13 protein-coding genes and 4 pseudogenes are annotated in these 16046 nt (G+C 46.5%); 10 read left to right on the forward strand and 7 right to left on the reverse strand.

The annotated features are described in order from the left end of the window. Positions 1–51: 51 nt before the first annotated feature. On the reverse strand, positions 52–522 hold the full coding sequence (locus ACKPCE_RS13135; RefSeq protein WP_319505518.1) for a hypothetical protein: 471 nt from the start codon (positions 520–522) through the stop codon (positions 52–54). On the opposite strand from ACKPCE_RS13135, the pseudogene ACKPCE_RS13140 reads away from it, so the two are divergent. After that, positions 511–1476 (forward strand): annotated as a pseudogene (locus ACKPCE_RS13140) (tyrosine-type recombinase/integrase); the annotation flags it as partial. The gene ACKPCE_RS13135 and the pseudogene ACKPCE_RS13140 sit on opposite strands and share 12 nt — an antisense overlap. 277 nt (positions 1477–1753) lie before the next feature. Here ACKPCE_RS13140 and ACKPCE_RS13145 read toward each other — a convergent pair. Next, positions 1754–2047, reverse strand: a pseudogene (locus ACKPCE_RS13145) (helix-turn-helix domain-containing protein); the annotation flags it as partial. A 36-nt stretch (positions 2048–2083) separates the two neighbouring features. On the opposite strand from ACKPCE_RS13145, the pseudogene ACKPCE_RS13150 reads away from it, so the two are divergent. Both ACKPCE_RS13150 and ACKPCE_RS13155 read left to right on the forward strand, forming a co-directional pair. Then, positions 2084–2377 (forward strand): annotated as a pseudogene (locus ACKPCE_RS13150) (alpha/beta hydrolase); the annotation flags it as partial. Positions 2378–2472: 95 nt separating this feature from the next. Next, entirely contained in the window at positions 2473–2607 is a 135-nt protein-coding gene (locus ACKPCE_RS13155) for a hypothetical protein (protein WP_407654979.1), read from the forward strand. Positions 2608–2724: 117 nt separating this feature from the next. Here the strand turns inward: ACKPCE_RS13155 and ACKPCE_RS13160 are convergent, their stop codons facing one another. After that, positions 2725–3630 (reverse strand): helix-turn-helix domain-containing protein, encoded by a 906-nt coding sequence (locus ACKPCE_RS13160; RefSeq protein ID WP_319505519.1) that lies wholly within the window; start codon positions 3628–3630, stop codon positions 2725–2727. 281 nt (positions 3631–3911) lie between these two features. Between ACKPCE_RS13160 and ACKPCE_RS13165 the strand changes: the two genes are divergently transcribed. The 7 genes and pseudogenes from ACKPCE_RS13165 (at position 3912) to ACKPCE_RS13195 (ending at position 11794) form a co-directional block, all read left to right on the forward strand. Beyond that, positions 3912–4862: an efflux RND transporter periplasmic adaptor subunit gene (locus ACKPCE_RS13165; RefSeq protein ID WP_319505974.1), complete on the forward strand. Its 951-nt coding sequence runs from the start codon at positions 3912–3914 to the stop codon at positions 4860–4862. Further along, positions 4862–8008 carry an efflux RND transporter permease subunit gene (locus ACKPCE_RS13170; protein WP_319505520.1) on the forward strand — a complete coding sequence of 1049 codons (3147 nt, stop codon included), beginning with the start codon at positions 4862–4864 and terminating at the stop codon, positions 8006–8008. Before ACKPCE_RS13165 ends, ACKPCE_RS13170 begins: the two co-directional genes overlap by 1 nt. 13 nt (positions 8009–8021) lie before the next feature. Further along, on the forward strand, positions 8022–9335 hold the full coding sequence (locus ACKPCE_RS13175) for a TolC family protein (protein WP_259011161.1): 1314 nt from the start codon (positions 8022–8024) through the stop codon (positions 9333–9335). Between the two features lie 85 nt (positions 9336–9420). Beyond that, a pseudogene (locus ACKPCE_RS13180) lies at positions 9421–9932 on the forward strand (hypothetical protein); the annotation flags it as partial. A 100-nt stretch (positions 9933–10032) separates the two neighbouring features. Beyond that, positions 10033–10383: a DUF4372 domain-containing protein gene (locus ACKPCE_RS13185; RefSeq protein ID WP_319505521.1), complete on the forward strand. Its 351-nt coding sequence runs from the start codon at positions 10033–10035 to the stop codon at positions 10381–10383. 71 nt (positions 10384–10454) lie between these two features. Next, positions 10455–11225: a transposase gene (locus tag ACKPCE_RS13190; RefSeq protein ID WP_319505522.1), complete on the forward strand. Its 771-nt coding sequence runs from the start codon at positions 10455–10457 to the stop codon at positions 11223–11225. 143 nt (positions 11226–11368) lie between these two features. Beyond that, positions 11369–11794, forward strand: a complete 426-nt coding sequence (locus tag ACKPCE_RS13195) for an efflux RND transporter permease subunit (RefSeq protein WP_324292057.1) — start codon at positions 11369–11371, stop codon at positions 11792–11794. 20 nt (positions 11795–11814) lie between these two features. On the opposite strand, the gene ACKPCE_RS13200 is transcribed toward ACKPCE_RS13195, so the two are convergent. From ACKPCE_RS13200 to traN, 4 genes are read right to left on the reverse strand one after another with little or no spacing between them, the layout of a single operon-like run. After that, positions 11815–14007: a type IV secretory system conjugative DNA transfer family protein gene (locus ACKPCE_RS13200; protein ID WP_319505523.1), complete on the reverse strand. Its 2193-nt coding sequence runs from the start codon at positions 14005–14007 to the stop codon at positions 11815–11817. Positions 14008–14038: 31 nt separating this feature from the next. After that, positions 14039–14686 carry a DUF1566 domain-containing protein gene (locus ACKPCE_RS13205; RefSeq protein WP_319505524.1) on the reverse strand — a complete coding sequence of 216 codons (648 nt, stop codon included), beginning with the start codon at positions 14684–14686 and terminating at the stop codon, positions 14039–14041. Continuing rightward, entirely contained in the window at positions 14683–15189 is a 507-nt protein-coding gene (locus ACKPCE_RS13210; protein WP_462676492.1) for a hypothetical protein, read from the reverse strand. The genes ACKPCE_RS13205 and ACKPCE_RS13210 overlap by 4 nt, the downstream gene beginning before the upstream one ends. Further along, complete coding sequence (gene traN, locus ACKPCE_RS13215; RefSeq protein WP_319505525.1) at positions 15186–16031, reverse strand: conjugative transposon protein TraN; 846 nt, start codon at positions 16029–16031, stop codon at positions 15186–15188. Before traN ends, ACKPCE_RS13210 begins: the two co-directional genes overlap by 4 nt. Positions 16032–16046: the final 15 nt, after the last annotated feature.

The following is a 16046-nucleotide window of genomic DNA, read 5'->3' on the forward strand; positions in this document are numbered from 1 at the left end:
GATCAATATCTGCATTTATGTTGGAAATACCACAATCGTTAACAAGAAAAGTCAGAGTTTTATCCATTGGTCAGATAATACATCAAAATGAGATTTTTCTTTTTCCAAATAGCCCATTATCTCTACTTCTTTATCGATATTCGTTCCTTCTAACTTCAACTCAAAAAGTTGTTTCTTGTCAGAATCAATTTGCTCTTTTAGGGCAGCCACCTTCTTTTGTCTTTCTTTCAAGGTGTCATTCCAAAGTTCCAACGAGGAGGATGTAATTTCTTCTTTACCACTCCTTGCTTGATATTCTTGATAGAATGGATTTGAGGTAATGGAAATAATTCTTTTGTTGATATTCTCTATTTGTGATAAAAGTAAATCACTTTGTTTTTGTTGCTTTTCGAAAATATCCTTGATAGAGTTTATGGAAATCATAAGTTCATCTATTTTCAGTGTCAAATCCCTTTTTCTAGCTTCTATTTCCTTTTTCTTTTCTTCCTCTGACCATTCCTTCAAATCAGCAAACAGAACCAAGTGACGATGAATGCCGCTAATGCCATCAAGTCGAAACGTATCATCGAACTGACCAACGGCGAAGCCGGAATCGAGACCAAAGAGAAGGTGTTCCTGCTGGACTGGATGAATACCTACAAGGAGAATCAAGCTAAACGGGACAAAAAGGATGGCAATCAGATAAAGGTTACGATTCGCATCCTGAAGGATTATGCGGGAGAACGAATGACGATGGATCAGATCGACAAGACGTTCTGCCAGGAGTATATCGACTACCTGCTGACGGAATACCGACCCAACGGGAAGAAGGTGACGAACTTTACACTACATACCTATTACCGCATCCTAAACGGAGCATTGAATGCTGCCGTCCGCGCGGAGATTATCAAGGTGAATCCGTTTACGAAGCTCAACAACTCGAACAAGATTCGGCTGCCGGAAAGCAAGCGGTCGTATATGACCATTGAGGAAGTAAAGGCGTTAATCACTACACCGATGAAGAAAGAGGCGGTAAAGAATGCCTATCTTTTTTCCTGCTTCTGCGGGCTGCGCGTCAGCGATATTGTGGGGCTGAAGTGGAAGGACGTGTTCATAGACCAGTGGCAATACCGTTTGGCCGTGTCCATGCAGAAGACGAAAGAGCCGATTTATCTGCCGCTTTCTCCAGAAGCGTTGAAGTGGGTGCCGGAACGGGTAAACAAGACGGCGGAGGATCATGTGTTCGACTTGCCAAGTCCGACACATATGAATCTGCTGATAAAACCGTGGGCGAAAGCGGCGGGGATAGACAAGCGGTTTACTTTTCATACGGCAAGGCATACGTTTACGACGATGATGCTGACACTCGGCGCGGATCTCTACACGACCTCGAAGCTACTCGGTCATGCCGATGTGAAAATGACGCAGGTGTACGCCAAGATCATCAATCAGAAAAAGGACGATGCGGTAAATTTGGTGAACGGGTTGTTCGATTGATATTTTATTGCTGATTATCGTACTTGAATACGGTAAAAGGGTGTGTTTCCGAATGGAAGAAAGCGACACCTAAATAGAAAAATAATTTGGTTTACTTTGGTGTGGGTATGTATAGGAGAAAAATCAAAGTAAACTTTTTGAGGGAAATAGTCTATAAGTATTGCTGCAGTGAGAATAAAATTACTCTTTTTACAGTTGTTTGATGATCTGCGCTGAATTGATTTTAAATTATTTTCATTATTATTATGAATTATTATATATTTTATCAACTCTTAAACTATCGAATAGATGCATCCTTCCTATACTCCGACGGCGTTATTTTCATTCTCTTCTGCACACACCGACTGAAATAAGAAACAGAGGAGAAATTCATCTGCTCCGCAATTACAGTTAAAGACAATTCTTTTTGTCGCAGCAAGCGGGTGATCTCCTGGAGGATAAAGCGCTCTATCCAATAAGTAGCGGGTTTGCTACTTATTTTTCGACAGATTTCCGATAAGTAATGCGGCGTGATACAAAGCTCGGAAGCATAGAAGTCGAGATCACGGTTTCGGATATATTCGCCGTTATGAAAGAATACAGTGATTATTATACAACTCCACGGGGTTATCATCCTCGTTCACTCAATTCCAATGGAGGATGGCAAACCGTAACAAGTCTTCCATTTTTTGCTTTCCCGTTATTAACCTATGCCGATGAAATTTATAGTGCAGTGCTTTTACTGCATGGTGAAAAGGCGTATTCTCTTGATGCAAGCCTTGACGCATTTAAACTGATGAAAGGCGACAACAAGAAATTGACGATTATTCCCGGTGCTACACATGTCGATCTTTATGATCGTGTGGAGATTATTCCTTTCGATAAAATCGAGTTTTTTTTTAAGCAATATCTAAATAATTAACCAATATAAAAATGAAGATGAAGCAATTAATTGCATTAGGAACATGGTCGTAGGACAGCGGAGTTGCCGGAGACGACCAAGTATTCAGAAATCATTTGGACATAGAAAACCTGCAATCTGTATTCGATGCTGCCAATCATGCAGGATTGAACTTGTGGGACACCGCTGCTGTTTATGGCATGGGAGCTGGCATTCAGTATCTTTCGGGTATGTTCAACACCATATTATAGTCGAATTTTCGATATTCGGGCAGAGAAAGATGAAAAATATACATCGGATGCGAATTGCGTTGATTAGCTGCGACCTGCATATCGGAGGACAGTTCTACAACGAAGTTAACCTTGCATTCATAATTTTTGGTATTCGGAGGGCGAACATCCGACCTTATTCTTGAAATACTTTCCGAAAAAGGATTGATTGGCAAAGTTCAGCATGTCGGCTACCTGCTGCACGGTGTATTTGCGGCTCTTGAGCAGGGCTTTCGCTTCTAGAATAACGAAATCAATAATCCAATCACTCGCAAAACGCCCGCTTATATTATGAATGACCTGCGACAGATATTTGGGTGTTATGCACAGTACGTCCGCATAGTACGAGATGCTACGCTCTTTCGTGTAGCTTTTCTGCACTTCATGGATAAATTGCGTGTAAAGTTCTTGTTGCCGACTGCTCTTTTCTATCGCTTTCCCATCTTTGGAATCGGATGCGAGCAGATATTTGTAGGCATTGTAGATAAGTACCTGTGTATATCCCAATAGTGCCCCTTTGCGAAACGGATTGTCCGTTTCCGCAATTTTCGCTTTCATCAAACGATAGATCGCTATCGACTCTTCCATCGCTTTATCCGTCAAATGACAAAGGGGTGAAGCGTACAGCCTTCGTTGCAAAGACATGGTCGCATCGATTTGCAGAGCGGTTTGGAAGTATTCGGATGAAGAGGCGATCACGGCAATCCGAGTATCATCGCTCATACCCTGGTATTCCCCAATACTTTTCTCCCGGACAATCAGAATATCATTGGTTTGAAGCTCAAAATCCTGCAAATTGATTTGAAATCGCATCCGACCTACCAGACAAAAAATCGCAATCGTAAAGGAGAGCTTGACCGGATGATTCACAAACTCCAAATCCGTATTTATTTGTTCCGAAGTCTCATCAAAGTTGTCGATCAGAATGAACTCTTTATTCAAATGAGCTGCCGTGTTCTCTGCGGACAGCTGAATCAAATCTAAATCCCAATAAGCCTGTTTCATATTCTCTATATTTAACTTTTCTACAAGCAAAGTTAGGCATTTTAGTCGAAATGAATACTATTTATTATCCATTAGAACAAAATACTATTCCATCAGACGACATAACCTATTGGATAAATCAGGAACTTTGCAGCGAAATAAAGAACAATCACTAAAAAAAAATCGAAACAATGAAAAGATTGATTACAATGGTTATCATCGTCGGGGCACTTTGCTCCTGCGGTGGAGTTTCGCACGAAAATTCCGAAATACGGAGCGTTGCCCTGACTAAACCTGTATTATTGGAACCCGTCCGTGTAATAACCCGTCCGGGCATCGTCCGCGAAGCGCATACGATCAGCCTCGGATTCAAAACGGCCGGACAAATCGAGCGTATCCATGTGCGGGAGGGCAACCATGTCCATCAAGGGCAATTACTCGCCGAGTTGGACAACACCGACTATCGGCTGAACGTCGAGGCGTTGCAGATCCAATACGACCAACTTAAAGACGAGGTAGAACGCACGGAGAAGCTTTTCGACCAGAAAAGCATCTCGGCCAACGATTACGAAAAGGCCGTCGCCGGATTAAAACAGTTGAGCGTAGAGTTGCAGACGAACAAGAATAAGCTCGACTACACGAAACTTTATGCACCGACAGACGGGTACATACAGTCCGTGAATCTTTCTCCGGCAGAGATGGTTAATGTTGGGACGGCTCTTTTTACGCTGTTGGACGTATCGCGCATGGAGGTCGTAGCGGATATTCCGGTCGGCGAATACAGACAACGCGACCGCTTTGCCAGCTTTTCTTGTAAGGTGGCGGGCATCGAAGACGAATTCCCGATGAAACTGTCGAGCATCACGCCTAAAGCCGACGGAAATCAACTTTATCAGTTGCGTCTGACTTTTACGGCACAACACGATAAGCGACTTACGGCGGGTATGAATGCTGAGATCGGAATCATTGTAACAAATACGGTTCCTGCTACCGGATTCGCCGTACCGTTGTGCGCCGTCTTCCGTGACAATGCTAAAAATGAACCGTGCGTGTGGGTATTGGAGGCGGACTCTACTGTATTCAAGCGTCCTGTCGTGCTGAACGGAACGGATGCCGAAGGTCGTGCCGTCGTCATCGAAGGACTGACGGGCGATGAACGTATCGTCCGTGCCGGAGTGAATGTTTTGCAGGAAGGACAGCGGGTGCGTGTTGTCAAAAAAACGAGTAAAACCAATATAGGGGGACTACTGTAATGAAGATGACTGATTTTTTCATGCGGCAGCCAATCCTTTTTTGGTCGCTCATAGCGGCGATCCTCGTCGCCGGAGTGCTCGCATTCGTACAGATGCCCAAATTGGAAGACCCTGCCGTATCAGCTAAACAAGCGATGGTAGTGGTTTCGTGGCCGGGAGCCAGCGCACACGAGATGGAGCTGAAGGTCGCCCAAATGATGGAAGATGAGTTGCGGGCGCTACCCAATGTGAAAAAGATAAAGACCGAATGCCAAAACGGTTCTGCCATGTTTACTGTCGAATTTCAAATGACAGTATTAAATCAAGATTTGGAACAGCATTTCGATTTACTGAGACGTAAGGTCAATGACGTAGCTTCACGTCTTCCCCAAGGGTGTTACAGTCCGGTCGTGGTGGATGATATGATGGATGTATATGGTATTTTCTATGCATTGACTGCCGACGGTTACGACTATCCCGAAATGTATAAATACGCCAAATACCTCCGTCGTGAACTACTCGACGTGAAAGGTGTCAAACGCATCAACATTATCGGCAACCGAGACGAAGTAATCAACATCATCCTCTCTAAAGAGCAGATTACCCGCAACGGCATTGTTCCCACACAAATCATGTCCGTATTGCAGGCAGCCGGAAAGACTGTCGATGCGGGAAAATATCGCAGCGGCGACGATCAGATTGCGCTCTACGTCGATTCGGCTGTTGAAAACGAGGAAGATATTCGCGACCTGCTGATTCAAACACTGGACGGGAAACGCATCCACCTCGGTGATATTGCCCGTGTGGAACGGGCTTATGCCGAACCGCAACGAAATGGCTTTTTCGTCGGAAACCAGCCTGCGCTGGCCATCTGTATAGCGATGGAGTCGTCGGCCATTGTTCCCGACGTAGGCAAGGCCGTCGATGCCCGGCTGGCCAATGCAATGAGACACGTCCCCGTCGGATTTGAAACCGAAAAAATCTTTTTCCAACCCGACAAGGTAGATGAAGCCATCTCCTCCTTTATGTGGAATCTCGTCGAATCGGTTGCCATCGTTATTTTAGTGTTGATATTCACGATGGGGCTGCGCAGCGGACTGATCATCGGGGTCGGTCTGGTGCTTACGGTAGCAGTGTCGTTTCCTATTTTACTCGTCTGCGGAACAACGCTGCAACGTATTTCGCTCGGCGCATTCATCGTGGCGATGGGAATGTTAGTGGATAATGCCGTCGTGATTATGGACGGAATCTTGATCGATAAAAAAAGGGGATTGGGGCCGAAAACCTATCTTTACCGTATTGGGCGTAATACAGCCATACCGTTATTAGGTGCAACAATCATCGCCGCTTCCACATTCCTCTGCGTCTATCTTTCGCCCGATACAGCCGGAGAGTACGCCGGCGACCTCTTTTTAGTGTTATGTGTCAGTTTGTTGGCAAGTTGGATGTTGGCTTTGGTACAGGTTCCTATCTGCGCAAAATCATGGTTACCGAAGCGGGAGAAACCGACCGGAAACGATTCCGGTGTGGTAATGAACTCGCCTGTACACCGTTTTGTGCGTCGTACAATCGTATTTCTGATCGGTTACAAAAAGACTACCATCGTCGTGGCTTTTTCCATGTTAGTTCTCTGCATTTTCGGTATGACACGTGTCAAAAATCTCTTCTTTCCCGATTTCGACTATAAGCAGTTCGTTGTTGAATGTTTCTTTCCTTCAGCCACCGACGCCGATGTAGTACGTGATCGATTGCTGGAAATGAGCGACCGACTATCGGACAATCCAGATATCGAACGTGTCGCTATCAGCCAAGGTAGTGCTCCGGCCCTCTACTGTCTGGTACGTCCGATGACTTCGGGAGGCGATTGTTATGGCGAACTGATTGCCGATTGTAAGGACTACAATACCGTTTTGAAGCAGATTCCCTCCATTCGGCAACAACTGCGCGAAGAATTTCCCGACGCTTACATCCGCATCCGAAAATACAACTTTTCCACTTCGACCTCGCATACCGTCGAAGTGGAGTTTGCAGGTCCCGATCCGACTGTACTGCGTGATTTGAGCGCACGAGCCGAAGTCATCATGCGCCGTTCGCCCTACGTTGATGCCTATTCGGTACAAAATAATTGGAAGCCGAAAGGCAAAGCATTCGTGGCGGAATACATACAGAAAGACGCCCTGCGTTCGGGAGTCGAGCGCGGAGACGTGGCCAATGCGCTGTTGGCCGCCACGAACGGAATGACGGTCAGTACTCTGAACGATCAGGAACGTATGGTAATGCTTAATTTGCAAATCCGCAATGACGACGGAAGCCGCATTCAAAAACTTGAAGACATTCCCGTATGGAGCACGATGAATGTACACCTGTCGAACGAAGAATTACAAGGAACACTTGCCGGAGGCAAGGCGATGAGCGAATTGCAAGACAAGGTTTTTCGTGCCGTGCCGCTCGGTAACGTCGTCGATAGCCTGCGGCTCGATTGGGACGAAGACCTCGTATTGCGCCTTAACGGACGGCGTGCAATCGAAGCGGAGTGCGATCCGAATCCTAACTGCGACGAAGCCACCCCGGCCAAAGTCGTATCCTCCATTCAGGATGAAATCGAAGCGATCCCGTTGCCTGAAGGCTATACGATGCGTTGGGTCGGCGAAGGCGAGGTACAAGGGGAAGCTATCGGCAACTTGATGAAATTCGTACCGATAACTATTTTCCTGATTCTTGCCATCTTGTTGTTCCTATTCAACAGTTGGCGTAAAGTCATCCTGATTCTGCTCTGTTTCCCATTCGTGTTCTGCGGTATTACCCCTTCGCTACTATTGAGCGGGCAACCTATGACTTTCATGGCCATTATCGGCATGTTGGGACTTATCGGCATGATGGTCAAGAACGCCATCGTGCTCGTAGACGAGATCAATCGGCTCCAGACCGAAGAGAAAGTCGCGCCCTACACCGCCGTGGTGGAAGCGACCGTTTCCCGCGTACGCCCCGTGTTGATGGCCTCGCTGACGACGATCGTCGGCATGATTCCGCTCGTCGGCGATCCGATGTACAGCTCGATGGCCATTACGATCATGGGGGGCCTCACAATCGGCACGATCATTACGCTCGTCCTGCTACCGCTTTTCTATGCAACGTTGTTCCGCATCCGTAAATCCGCTAACATATAAAAATGATAACCAAATGAATAAGAGAAATATAGTTATTTCGTGTTGTGTCAGCCTGTTTTCAATCGTAAGTGTTTCGGCACAACAACCGCTCCGGCTCTCACAGGTTGAATGCCGAAAGATGGCGCTGTCGCACAGCGAAGAACTGCAACAGGCGGACAATAAGCTTCGACAGGCGGAACTCGATCGGAAAATTGCAAAAACGGCTTTTTTGCCAAATATCGACGCTTCGGCAACCGGAGCCTATCTACTTCCCGATATGGATATGATGGGCATGGAGATGCGTATGCGCGGTACTTATATGGCTGGCATCAATCTGACACAACCCATTTATGCGGGAGGTAAAATCACGACCGGACATCGGTTGGCCCGCATCGGTGAGGAAGCCGCAGCCGAGCGGTATCGCATGACCCGCATGGAGGTACTCGTCGAAGCCGACAATGCCTATTGGACTTATATTGCCGTAGGGCGCAAGGTGCGGATGCTGGAAAGTTACCATGCGCAGATGGATACCCTGCGCCGCCAGACGGAAACGGCACTTGCGGCGGGGATGGCGACCGAAAACGAGCTACTGCGTATCGAAGCCAAACGTAGCGACGTCCGCTATCAGTTGCAAAAGGTACAGAATGGAGCAGACCTGTGCCGTATGTCGCTCTGTCGGATTGTGGGTGTCGATTTCGATACGGAGATAGAAGCCATCGATACGACATTTGTCATTTCGGAACCCAGCGGAATTACATCGGATATAAATTCCCGCCCCGAACTGCACCTGCTCGAAAAACAGGTCGCAGCCGAAAAGGAGCAAATTCGCATGGCACGTGCCGATATGTTACCCACTATCGGGCTATCGGTCGGTTATTCCTATTACGGCAATATCAAGCTCAAAGGCATGACCGATACCGGTGGCGGTGCGATGATTCCCTATTCGCAGGAATTCCGCGACGGAATGGGCATGGCCATGCTGTCTGTGAAGATTCCGATTTTCCATTGGGGCGAGAGCCGCAAAAAAGTCCGCAAAGCACAATATGAGCTGTGCAATGCCGAACTCGACCTGCAAAAGAATACCCGACTGCTCAATATCGAGGTGCAACAGGCAATCCGCAATTTGCAGGATAGTTACGGACTTATCAATACGGCGGAAAAAGGATTGCAGCAGGCTGATGAAAACCTGCGTGTGATGCGAAACCGTTATGCGGCGTCGATGGCTCCGCTGACCGACCTGCTCGACGCCCAGTCGCAGTGGCAGCAGGCCGAGAATAATCTGATTGAGGCGCAAACGCAGTATAGAATCTACGAAACGGAATATCTGCGAGCGACGGGAATATTGTAATCAAAAAGTTGGGCGATGTTTCCCTAAATGAGTTTGGTAAAGGGCTACAAACTAAAGTATAAACCCATAAACAAGTAATTCAAATATGAAAGAACAGAACAAAAAAACGTCTCTTTTTTTTAAAGAAAGACAACATCAGCACCATTTCGCTACCGAACAGGATGTAGCGGAGGAATTTTTCGCGTTGCTCTCGAAAGCAAGAGAGCATTATCTTCAGGATGTCGTAACAGACGGCAAGCGGTATGACCGCTACGTGGATGACTTCGTAAACGGCCACCGGTACATAGATGCGATCAGGCGGTCTGCCGAAATTGCCACGAAATGAATATCCACATCATCAAGGGACTGCTAAACGACTGCGCCAGCCTTGTCAAACTTCTTTTTGCAGCCACCTCCTTCTCGCTTGAGAAGTGCATGGAACTAAAATGGATGTACGATACGTCCGAATCGCTGTCGATAACCGGCAGGCATCGCATCTATAAGCCGAACGACGCCCCTCCTCTTTCTTTCGGCAGCCATTTCACCCGTGAACAGATGGTAGGTATTGTGTCTTGTGCCAATACTTACCATCCTTTTTGTACTCCTATTATTGCTGTCCGGTAAAACTTTTTCGAGCTATTAAAATTAGGGCTGGCATCTCAGGTGAGGTGTCAGCCCTTTGAGTTACCTTTACGTCGCTAAACAAATAAATGTAACTATGGGTAAAGGTAGCTATTTTACCGGACAGCCGGTCTATAGTCAGGTAATTAAATTGCTTGATAAATCAGAAATAGTCAAAATCAGCCGTGAAACAAAGGGAAGCGAGGCTTACGTCAAGCGATTAGATGGTTACCAGCATCTTATTGTAATGCTTTTCGGCGTGCTGAAACACTTTGATTCTCTGCGTGAGTTGGAGATTGGCATGAAGGCGGAGGCAAACAAGTTGCATCACCTGGGTCTTGACTATCTGGTGAAACGCAGTACGCTTTCCGAGGCCAACATCCGGCGTCCCCAAGAATTCTTCGCCAAGGTGTATTCGCTTTGTTGGAGCACTATGCCAAGTTTTTAGCGGACAGCCGCCCTGTGCACACCTACAAAGGCTGCACGCACGAGCCCAAGGACTGGGAGAAACTTCTTTATATGATGGATTCAACAACCATTAGCCTCTTTGACAACATTCTAAAAGGCGTTGGACGCCATCCTAAATCGGGAAGGAAGAAGGGCGGTATGAAAGTACATACGGTGATGAAGTACCATGTTGGACTTCCGATGGTGGTGCAACTCACTTCAGCGGCCAAACAGGACCATTACCTGCTCAAAGAGGTATATTTGCCGAAAGATTCCACCTTGGCAATGGATCGCGGATATATCGACATAGCCCAATTCCAGGGGCTTACGGAAAAAGGCGTGTGTTATGTGACAAAGATGAAGAGAAACTTGAAATACGAAGTGCTGGAGTCTATCACATATGTCAACCCACAGGGACTTGTCACCCACATAGACCAAAAAGTGAGCTTTACCCGCAACGAACTGACACACGAGGCGCGACGTGTGGCGATTTTCGATAATAAGAAGAAAGCTGTAGTGCTACTGACCAACAACTTCGAGTTCTCAGTAGAGGACATTTCCGAGATTTACCGTCTGAAATGGGGCCATAGAGAGCCTGTACAAGCAGCTCAAGCAAAACTTTCCGCTGCATTTCTTCTATGGAGACAGCGTCAATGCCATACAAATCCAAACGTGGGTGGCACTGATTGCCAACCTGCTCTTCATTGTGCTGTCAAGAACCATCAAGCAGCATTGCGCTTTCTCGCAACTCGTGACTATGGTGCGCCTGACACTCATGTACTACATCGATTTCATAGCCTTTATGGAAAATCCAGACAGGATTTGGGAGGATATGGTGACTAAAGAAAGCTCAATGCACCACCTGAACCTGGACTTTTCGACTAAGGGGGCTTGCTTTTGAAAAATCCTAGCCGAAGCACGTATATACAGAGCTTCGGGAAGAATTTTCATGACGTTATGAGTTTTACCGGACAGCAATAAAAAAAATAGAAAACATCGAGCTAACCGAAGGCTACTCGCTCAAATGGCTTGGCGAACAGAAGTTGCAGGCGGATGCTATGACCAATATTTTCAAATTCATTCCTCTGACCATCATCCTCATCCTTGTCATACTGTTATTGCTTTTCAATGACATCCGCAAGTTGCTCCTGATTCTTTGCTGCCTGCCTTTTGTCATCGTGGGTATTTCGCCGACGTTGCTTATCACGGGAACGCCGTTTACTTTCATGGCCATTCTCGGAGCTATGGGATTGATGGGAATGATGATAAAAAACTCGATCGTACTGGTGGACGAAATCACGCGCCTCACCAAAGAAGGCATGGCGCCTTACGATGCCATCATCAACTCCACAGTCAACCGCACGCGTCCTGTTTTTTTAGGGAGCAAAATATATCACCTTATTTTTTATTGATCACTTAATAACAGACAACCTTAGATACTACCTTTTTTATTAAGTACATCCCCAATCATCGCTTTCACCTCCTGCCCAACTTCTACAAAATTCCTGTAGAGAATCCGTTCCCGCTCTTCTCTAGAATTGAATGTATAGAACCGGGGCAGCGGATAGTTTTTATAGTCCGCTTCCTCTCTCTTTATCGCTGTCATGTCAAAGTCCGTCTTGCAGTAAAACTTGGAAGTTTTGAATTCATCCGATTCTTGAATGTTCATACTTCCATTCTTCCCTACCTTCGTTTTCACAAAGTCACGTGCGACCTGGCCGCATATCCAGCCAGTAGGCAAATCGGAAATCTTACTTGCCGGAACGAGGTTGTCCATATTTTCATTCAGATTAATCGAGGTCTTGTCCCGATCAATAGTTACTCCTTTCTTGAGCTGCACCACCTTACCGAAAATATCATTACTCAGCCACTCCAGCGTTTCCTTGGCACGGGCAGAGCCGCTTATCACATTGCCCACAGTTGTAATAATCTTCTGCATACCCACTTTCCCGTAATCCGCTTCCAATTGTGGTAGTTCCTGAAATCCCAAAGCCACGCTTACCTTATTACTTCGGGCAGTACCTATCAGTCGGTCTATCTTATGGAAGTACAGCGTAGGCAACTCATCCACGATAATGCTCACTGGGATATTCTTACCTTGCCCAGTATTCACTCTTGTCACAAGCCGGTTCAGAATCAGAGCATTCAATGCTCCGATAATGCTTTCCATCTCCGGGTCATTAGCTATCAGCAGATAGCTTGGATTCTTCGGGTCTGATACTTTCAAGTCAAAGTCATCACCGTCTTTATGAAAAATCCAATAAGACTCTTTGGTAGCCAACCGGCTAGTATAGACACGCAGCGTGCCGATCATACCCTCCAACTGTTCCATCGCTTTGTTTTTCAATGCCGTTTGAAACGGACCGAGTAGCGGCGCTACCTCATTATCCGTTTCCAACACTTCAAATATGGTTTGATATCCTTCATTCAGAAATGAAAGAATATGTGGCATATCCGAATATTTGCCCAACCAATAAGCCGGCTGAACTATATCCCCATCTTTCTTATCACGCACCACACCTGTCGGTTTCCAGAATTTCGTTTCCTTGTCTTGCGCTTTTTCCGCATACAGCCGTTTACCATTCTCATCGTATGGCTCCCGTTCATAGTTCACAAAGAAGTAGATGCACGCTGCCAGGAAGTTGACCGCCGATGTTTGGAAAAACTGATCACTGCCGCCACCGCCTTCTCTCTTTCCTTTTTGCAGGGATTCCAGCAATGTCTCAGCCGTCTCACTAGCCGCCGCCAAGTTCTGGATGTATTTTTGCTGAATGGGATTCACCCTCCGGCTGTATTCCACATTCACAAAGTTGATAGTGTTAAACTTACAGCCTTTAGGTACTTTGCCAAGTTTTTGATTCTTCCTGTAATGATAGTAGAGTTTCTCAGCCAAGGTCGGAAACTTATAATCATACACCACCATCGCAAACCCTTTAGCGGAGTGCTGGCGGATAAACGGTTCAATGATGGAAAAGGTCTTGCCTGATCCCGGCGTACCCACGACCCAAGTTCCTCTGAACGGATTAGAAATATTACAGAATCCTTTACGAAACTTACCTTTATAATAGAAGCGCATCGGGATATTCACCGAATATGCAGTTTCCTGAAGCTGGGTACACTGTTCAAAACTTTCGTTCTCAAGGTTAAAGCGATCTTTCAGCAATCCTTCCTTCAGTAACTTTGAGATATTATCTAATGCCACATGTACCAGAATAGTTCCCACGATGGTGGTTCCCATGTAGAGAATAATATTCAGTGGCAAACCGTAGAACCGTACATTCAGGGTAAAGCCAAAGAGGCACACGGCCGCTATCAGCAACGCTACACCACTAACCAACGGATAAAGCACTTGCCGTCTGGCATCAAATTCCAAATGCTTCTTATTCCGGGTGCCCACACACGTGATGCAGATAAGCGCAAAGGTCGCTATCTTGCTGTAAACAAGATTTCCGTCCTGATAGATAAGCCACGTCTTGATACGACCATGCACATCACAGAGTATGCCGCTCCAGTGGTCTAGCATCTCCGGTGACACGGCATACTCGAAAAATTCCATCAGGATAGAGATATAAATCACTGCTCTGAATATCTTGTACGCTCCCTGTAGTTCCTTGCTTTCTTCCATATATTCCTGTATCTGTTTGTATCAGTACGTGCTACTCATTGATGGTTATGATCGCTCTCGCCTTATGCGCTTGCAGCTTCGGTGTTTCCTGCAAGGCTCCGCTTCCAACGGAATACAGCCACGCTTTGGCAGTCTGCTGTCCTTTCACCTCCGTAGAAGTCCAGTACCAGCACCGGTCAGGATGATCAGGCACCAAGTCCCCTCCGCAAAGTCCGATAGATTGGTTCACTACTTCTTTCACGCCATGCAACAGCTTCATTTGAGCCACCGACGGGATATAAGCACTTTGTCCGTAGCTCCAAATATCGAACACGCTTTTCGCCAAAGGAGAAGACGTATCCGTCGTATGAAATAGGGCAAAGGTGTTAGCGTTCCCGTCCAGTGCAGTCATATCTGCCGATGTACCTTGATTTACTCCGATACTATCTGCAAAAGCTTCGGCAGTCGTATCATGGAGATATACGGCATAACCTTTCCCTTCCGTTTCTGAATCACGATTCAGGTAGAAAACAACTCCGACAGCTTCCTTGCCTGATTCTTTATAGTCGTCGTAGGCCAGCGCCTGCCCGTCCGTACACAGGATATGGCCCACTTTCATAGCAGTGTCCGGGAACTCCTGATGACTGTCACACCCCGCAAGCAGGACAGCACTCATACATATCAATACTATCTTTCTCATTTGGTTGGTATTTTTATTCCAATTACTATACCTGTACGAAACATATCTTTACCTTCTATCATTATGCCACTCTTCACTTGCCAATAAAGCTGCCACCCCTTTTTCAAGGAATAGCTATGCTCGTAGCCCACATGAATACCGCCTAACACATTTCCGTTGCCGGAATCTAGAGAGCCGCCAAGCCGCAAATTTCCATGATGGTTACGCCCCCTCACCACGCAAGGCTTGTAAGCCACGCCCAATCCCCACGTTCTGTAGTTGTTCCAAAATGACTTCGGGCAGACATGTCCGCAGGAAGCACATTCATCCCATTTCAGATAGGCGTTGCCGAAGAACTCCCATGCGTTATGATACTTCGTTTCGTATTCATAGCCGATAGTCAAATCCATTCCATTCTCATAGAGCAGTCCGGTTCCTATTTGTATTCTTCCGTCCCGGTCATCCGCCCATACGGTAGTGCCCATTGTCAGGGCTATTACCAATATCATCAGTATCTTTTTCATTCTTCTCTCAGTAAGGCGTTATTAAAGCTGTCGGCACTCAACACATCCTCATAGTCTATATTGAGAGTGATAGTTCTGCCGGAAATCTGCTTCTCGCTCATCTCGATGGTCAGTACCTTATCGTTGGGGAACGTCAGTTTCTTTACGACCATCACATTCCTATACCCGTGCAGAAAAGATTTGGTCTGTTCCAAGGTCATTTCAGGTTTCAGTTCGATGATTTGCGAATTGGTCGCTTTCGACACTTTTTTGTCTGCCAGCTTGATGCGTACTTCATCGATGTCAAATCGGATGTTCGTGCGATTCTCTATCGAGTAGTCGATAAAGAAATAGTCACCCACGGCATACACATTGTTCAGCCGCATGGTCATCCGGTGTTGCTTACTACTCACATTCCTGAACTTTGCCGGAGAAGTCCATATCTGCCGGGCATAGCGGTACATCTCTTCCGTGGACAGGCTCACTGCCGGATTGCGGTAAGCCTGTCTTTCCATTAGCTGTATCTCTTTGTCACTCACCGCTTCCCTCATCCTTGTTGTGTATAGCAAAGCATATTGCGTGCGGTAACGTTCCGTCACTATCGTTACGATGGCCAGCACCTCGCCATCTTCATGCCCACCTTCTTTGGGCTTCAGTCGGATCGTGTTATTGATGGGTTGGTCGCCTGCCACCTTATCGGTGGATATATCCACAAATCGAATCGGTTCTGAGGCGGTGATGACAGTAGTCACCTGCTCATTCACGGTTATCTGTTCCATCTCTTCGTAGGTCTGTTGTGCGAAGGTCGGACATACTGTCAATAGCCCCCATGCGAGGGATGCAATCTTCTGTTTGATATTCATATCTTTTACTCCTTA

It is taken from the genome of Bacteroides graminisolvens, from assembly GCF_963666085.1.
Taxonomy (GTDB): Bacteria; Bacteroidota; Bacteroidia; order Bacteroidales; family Bacteroidaceae; genus Bacteroides; species Bacteroides graminisolvens.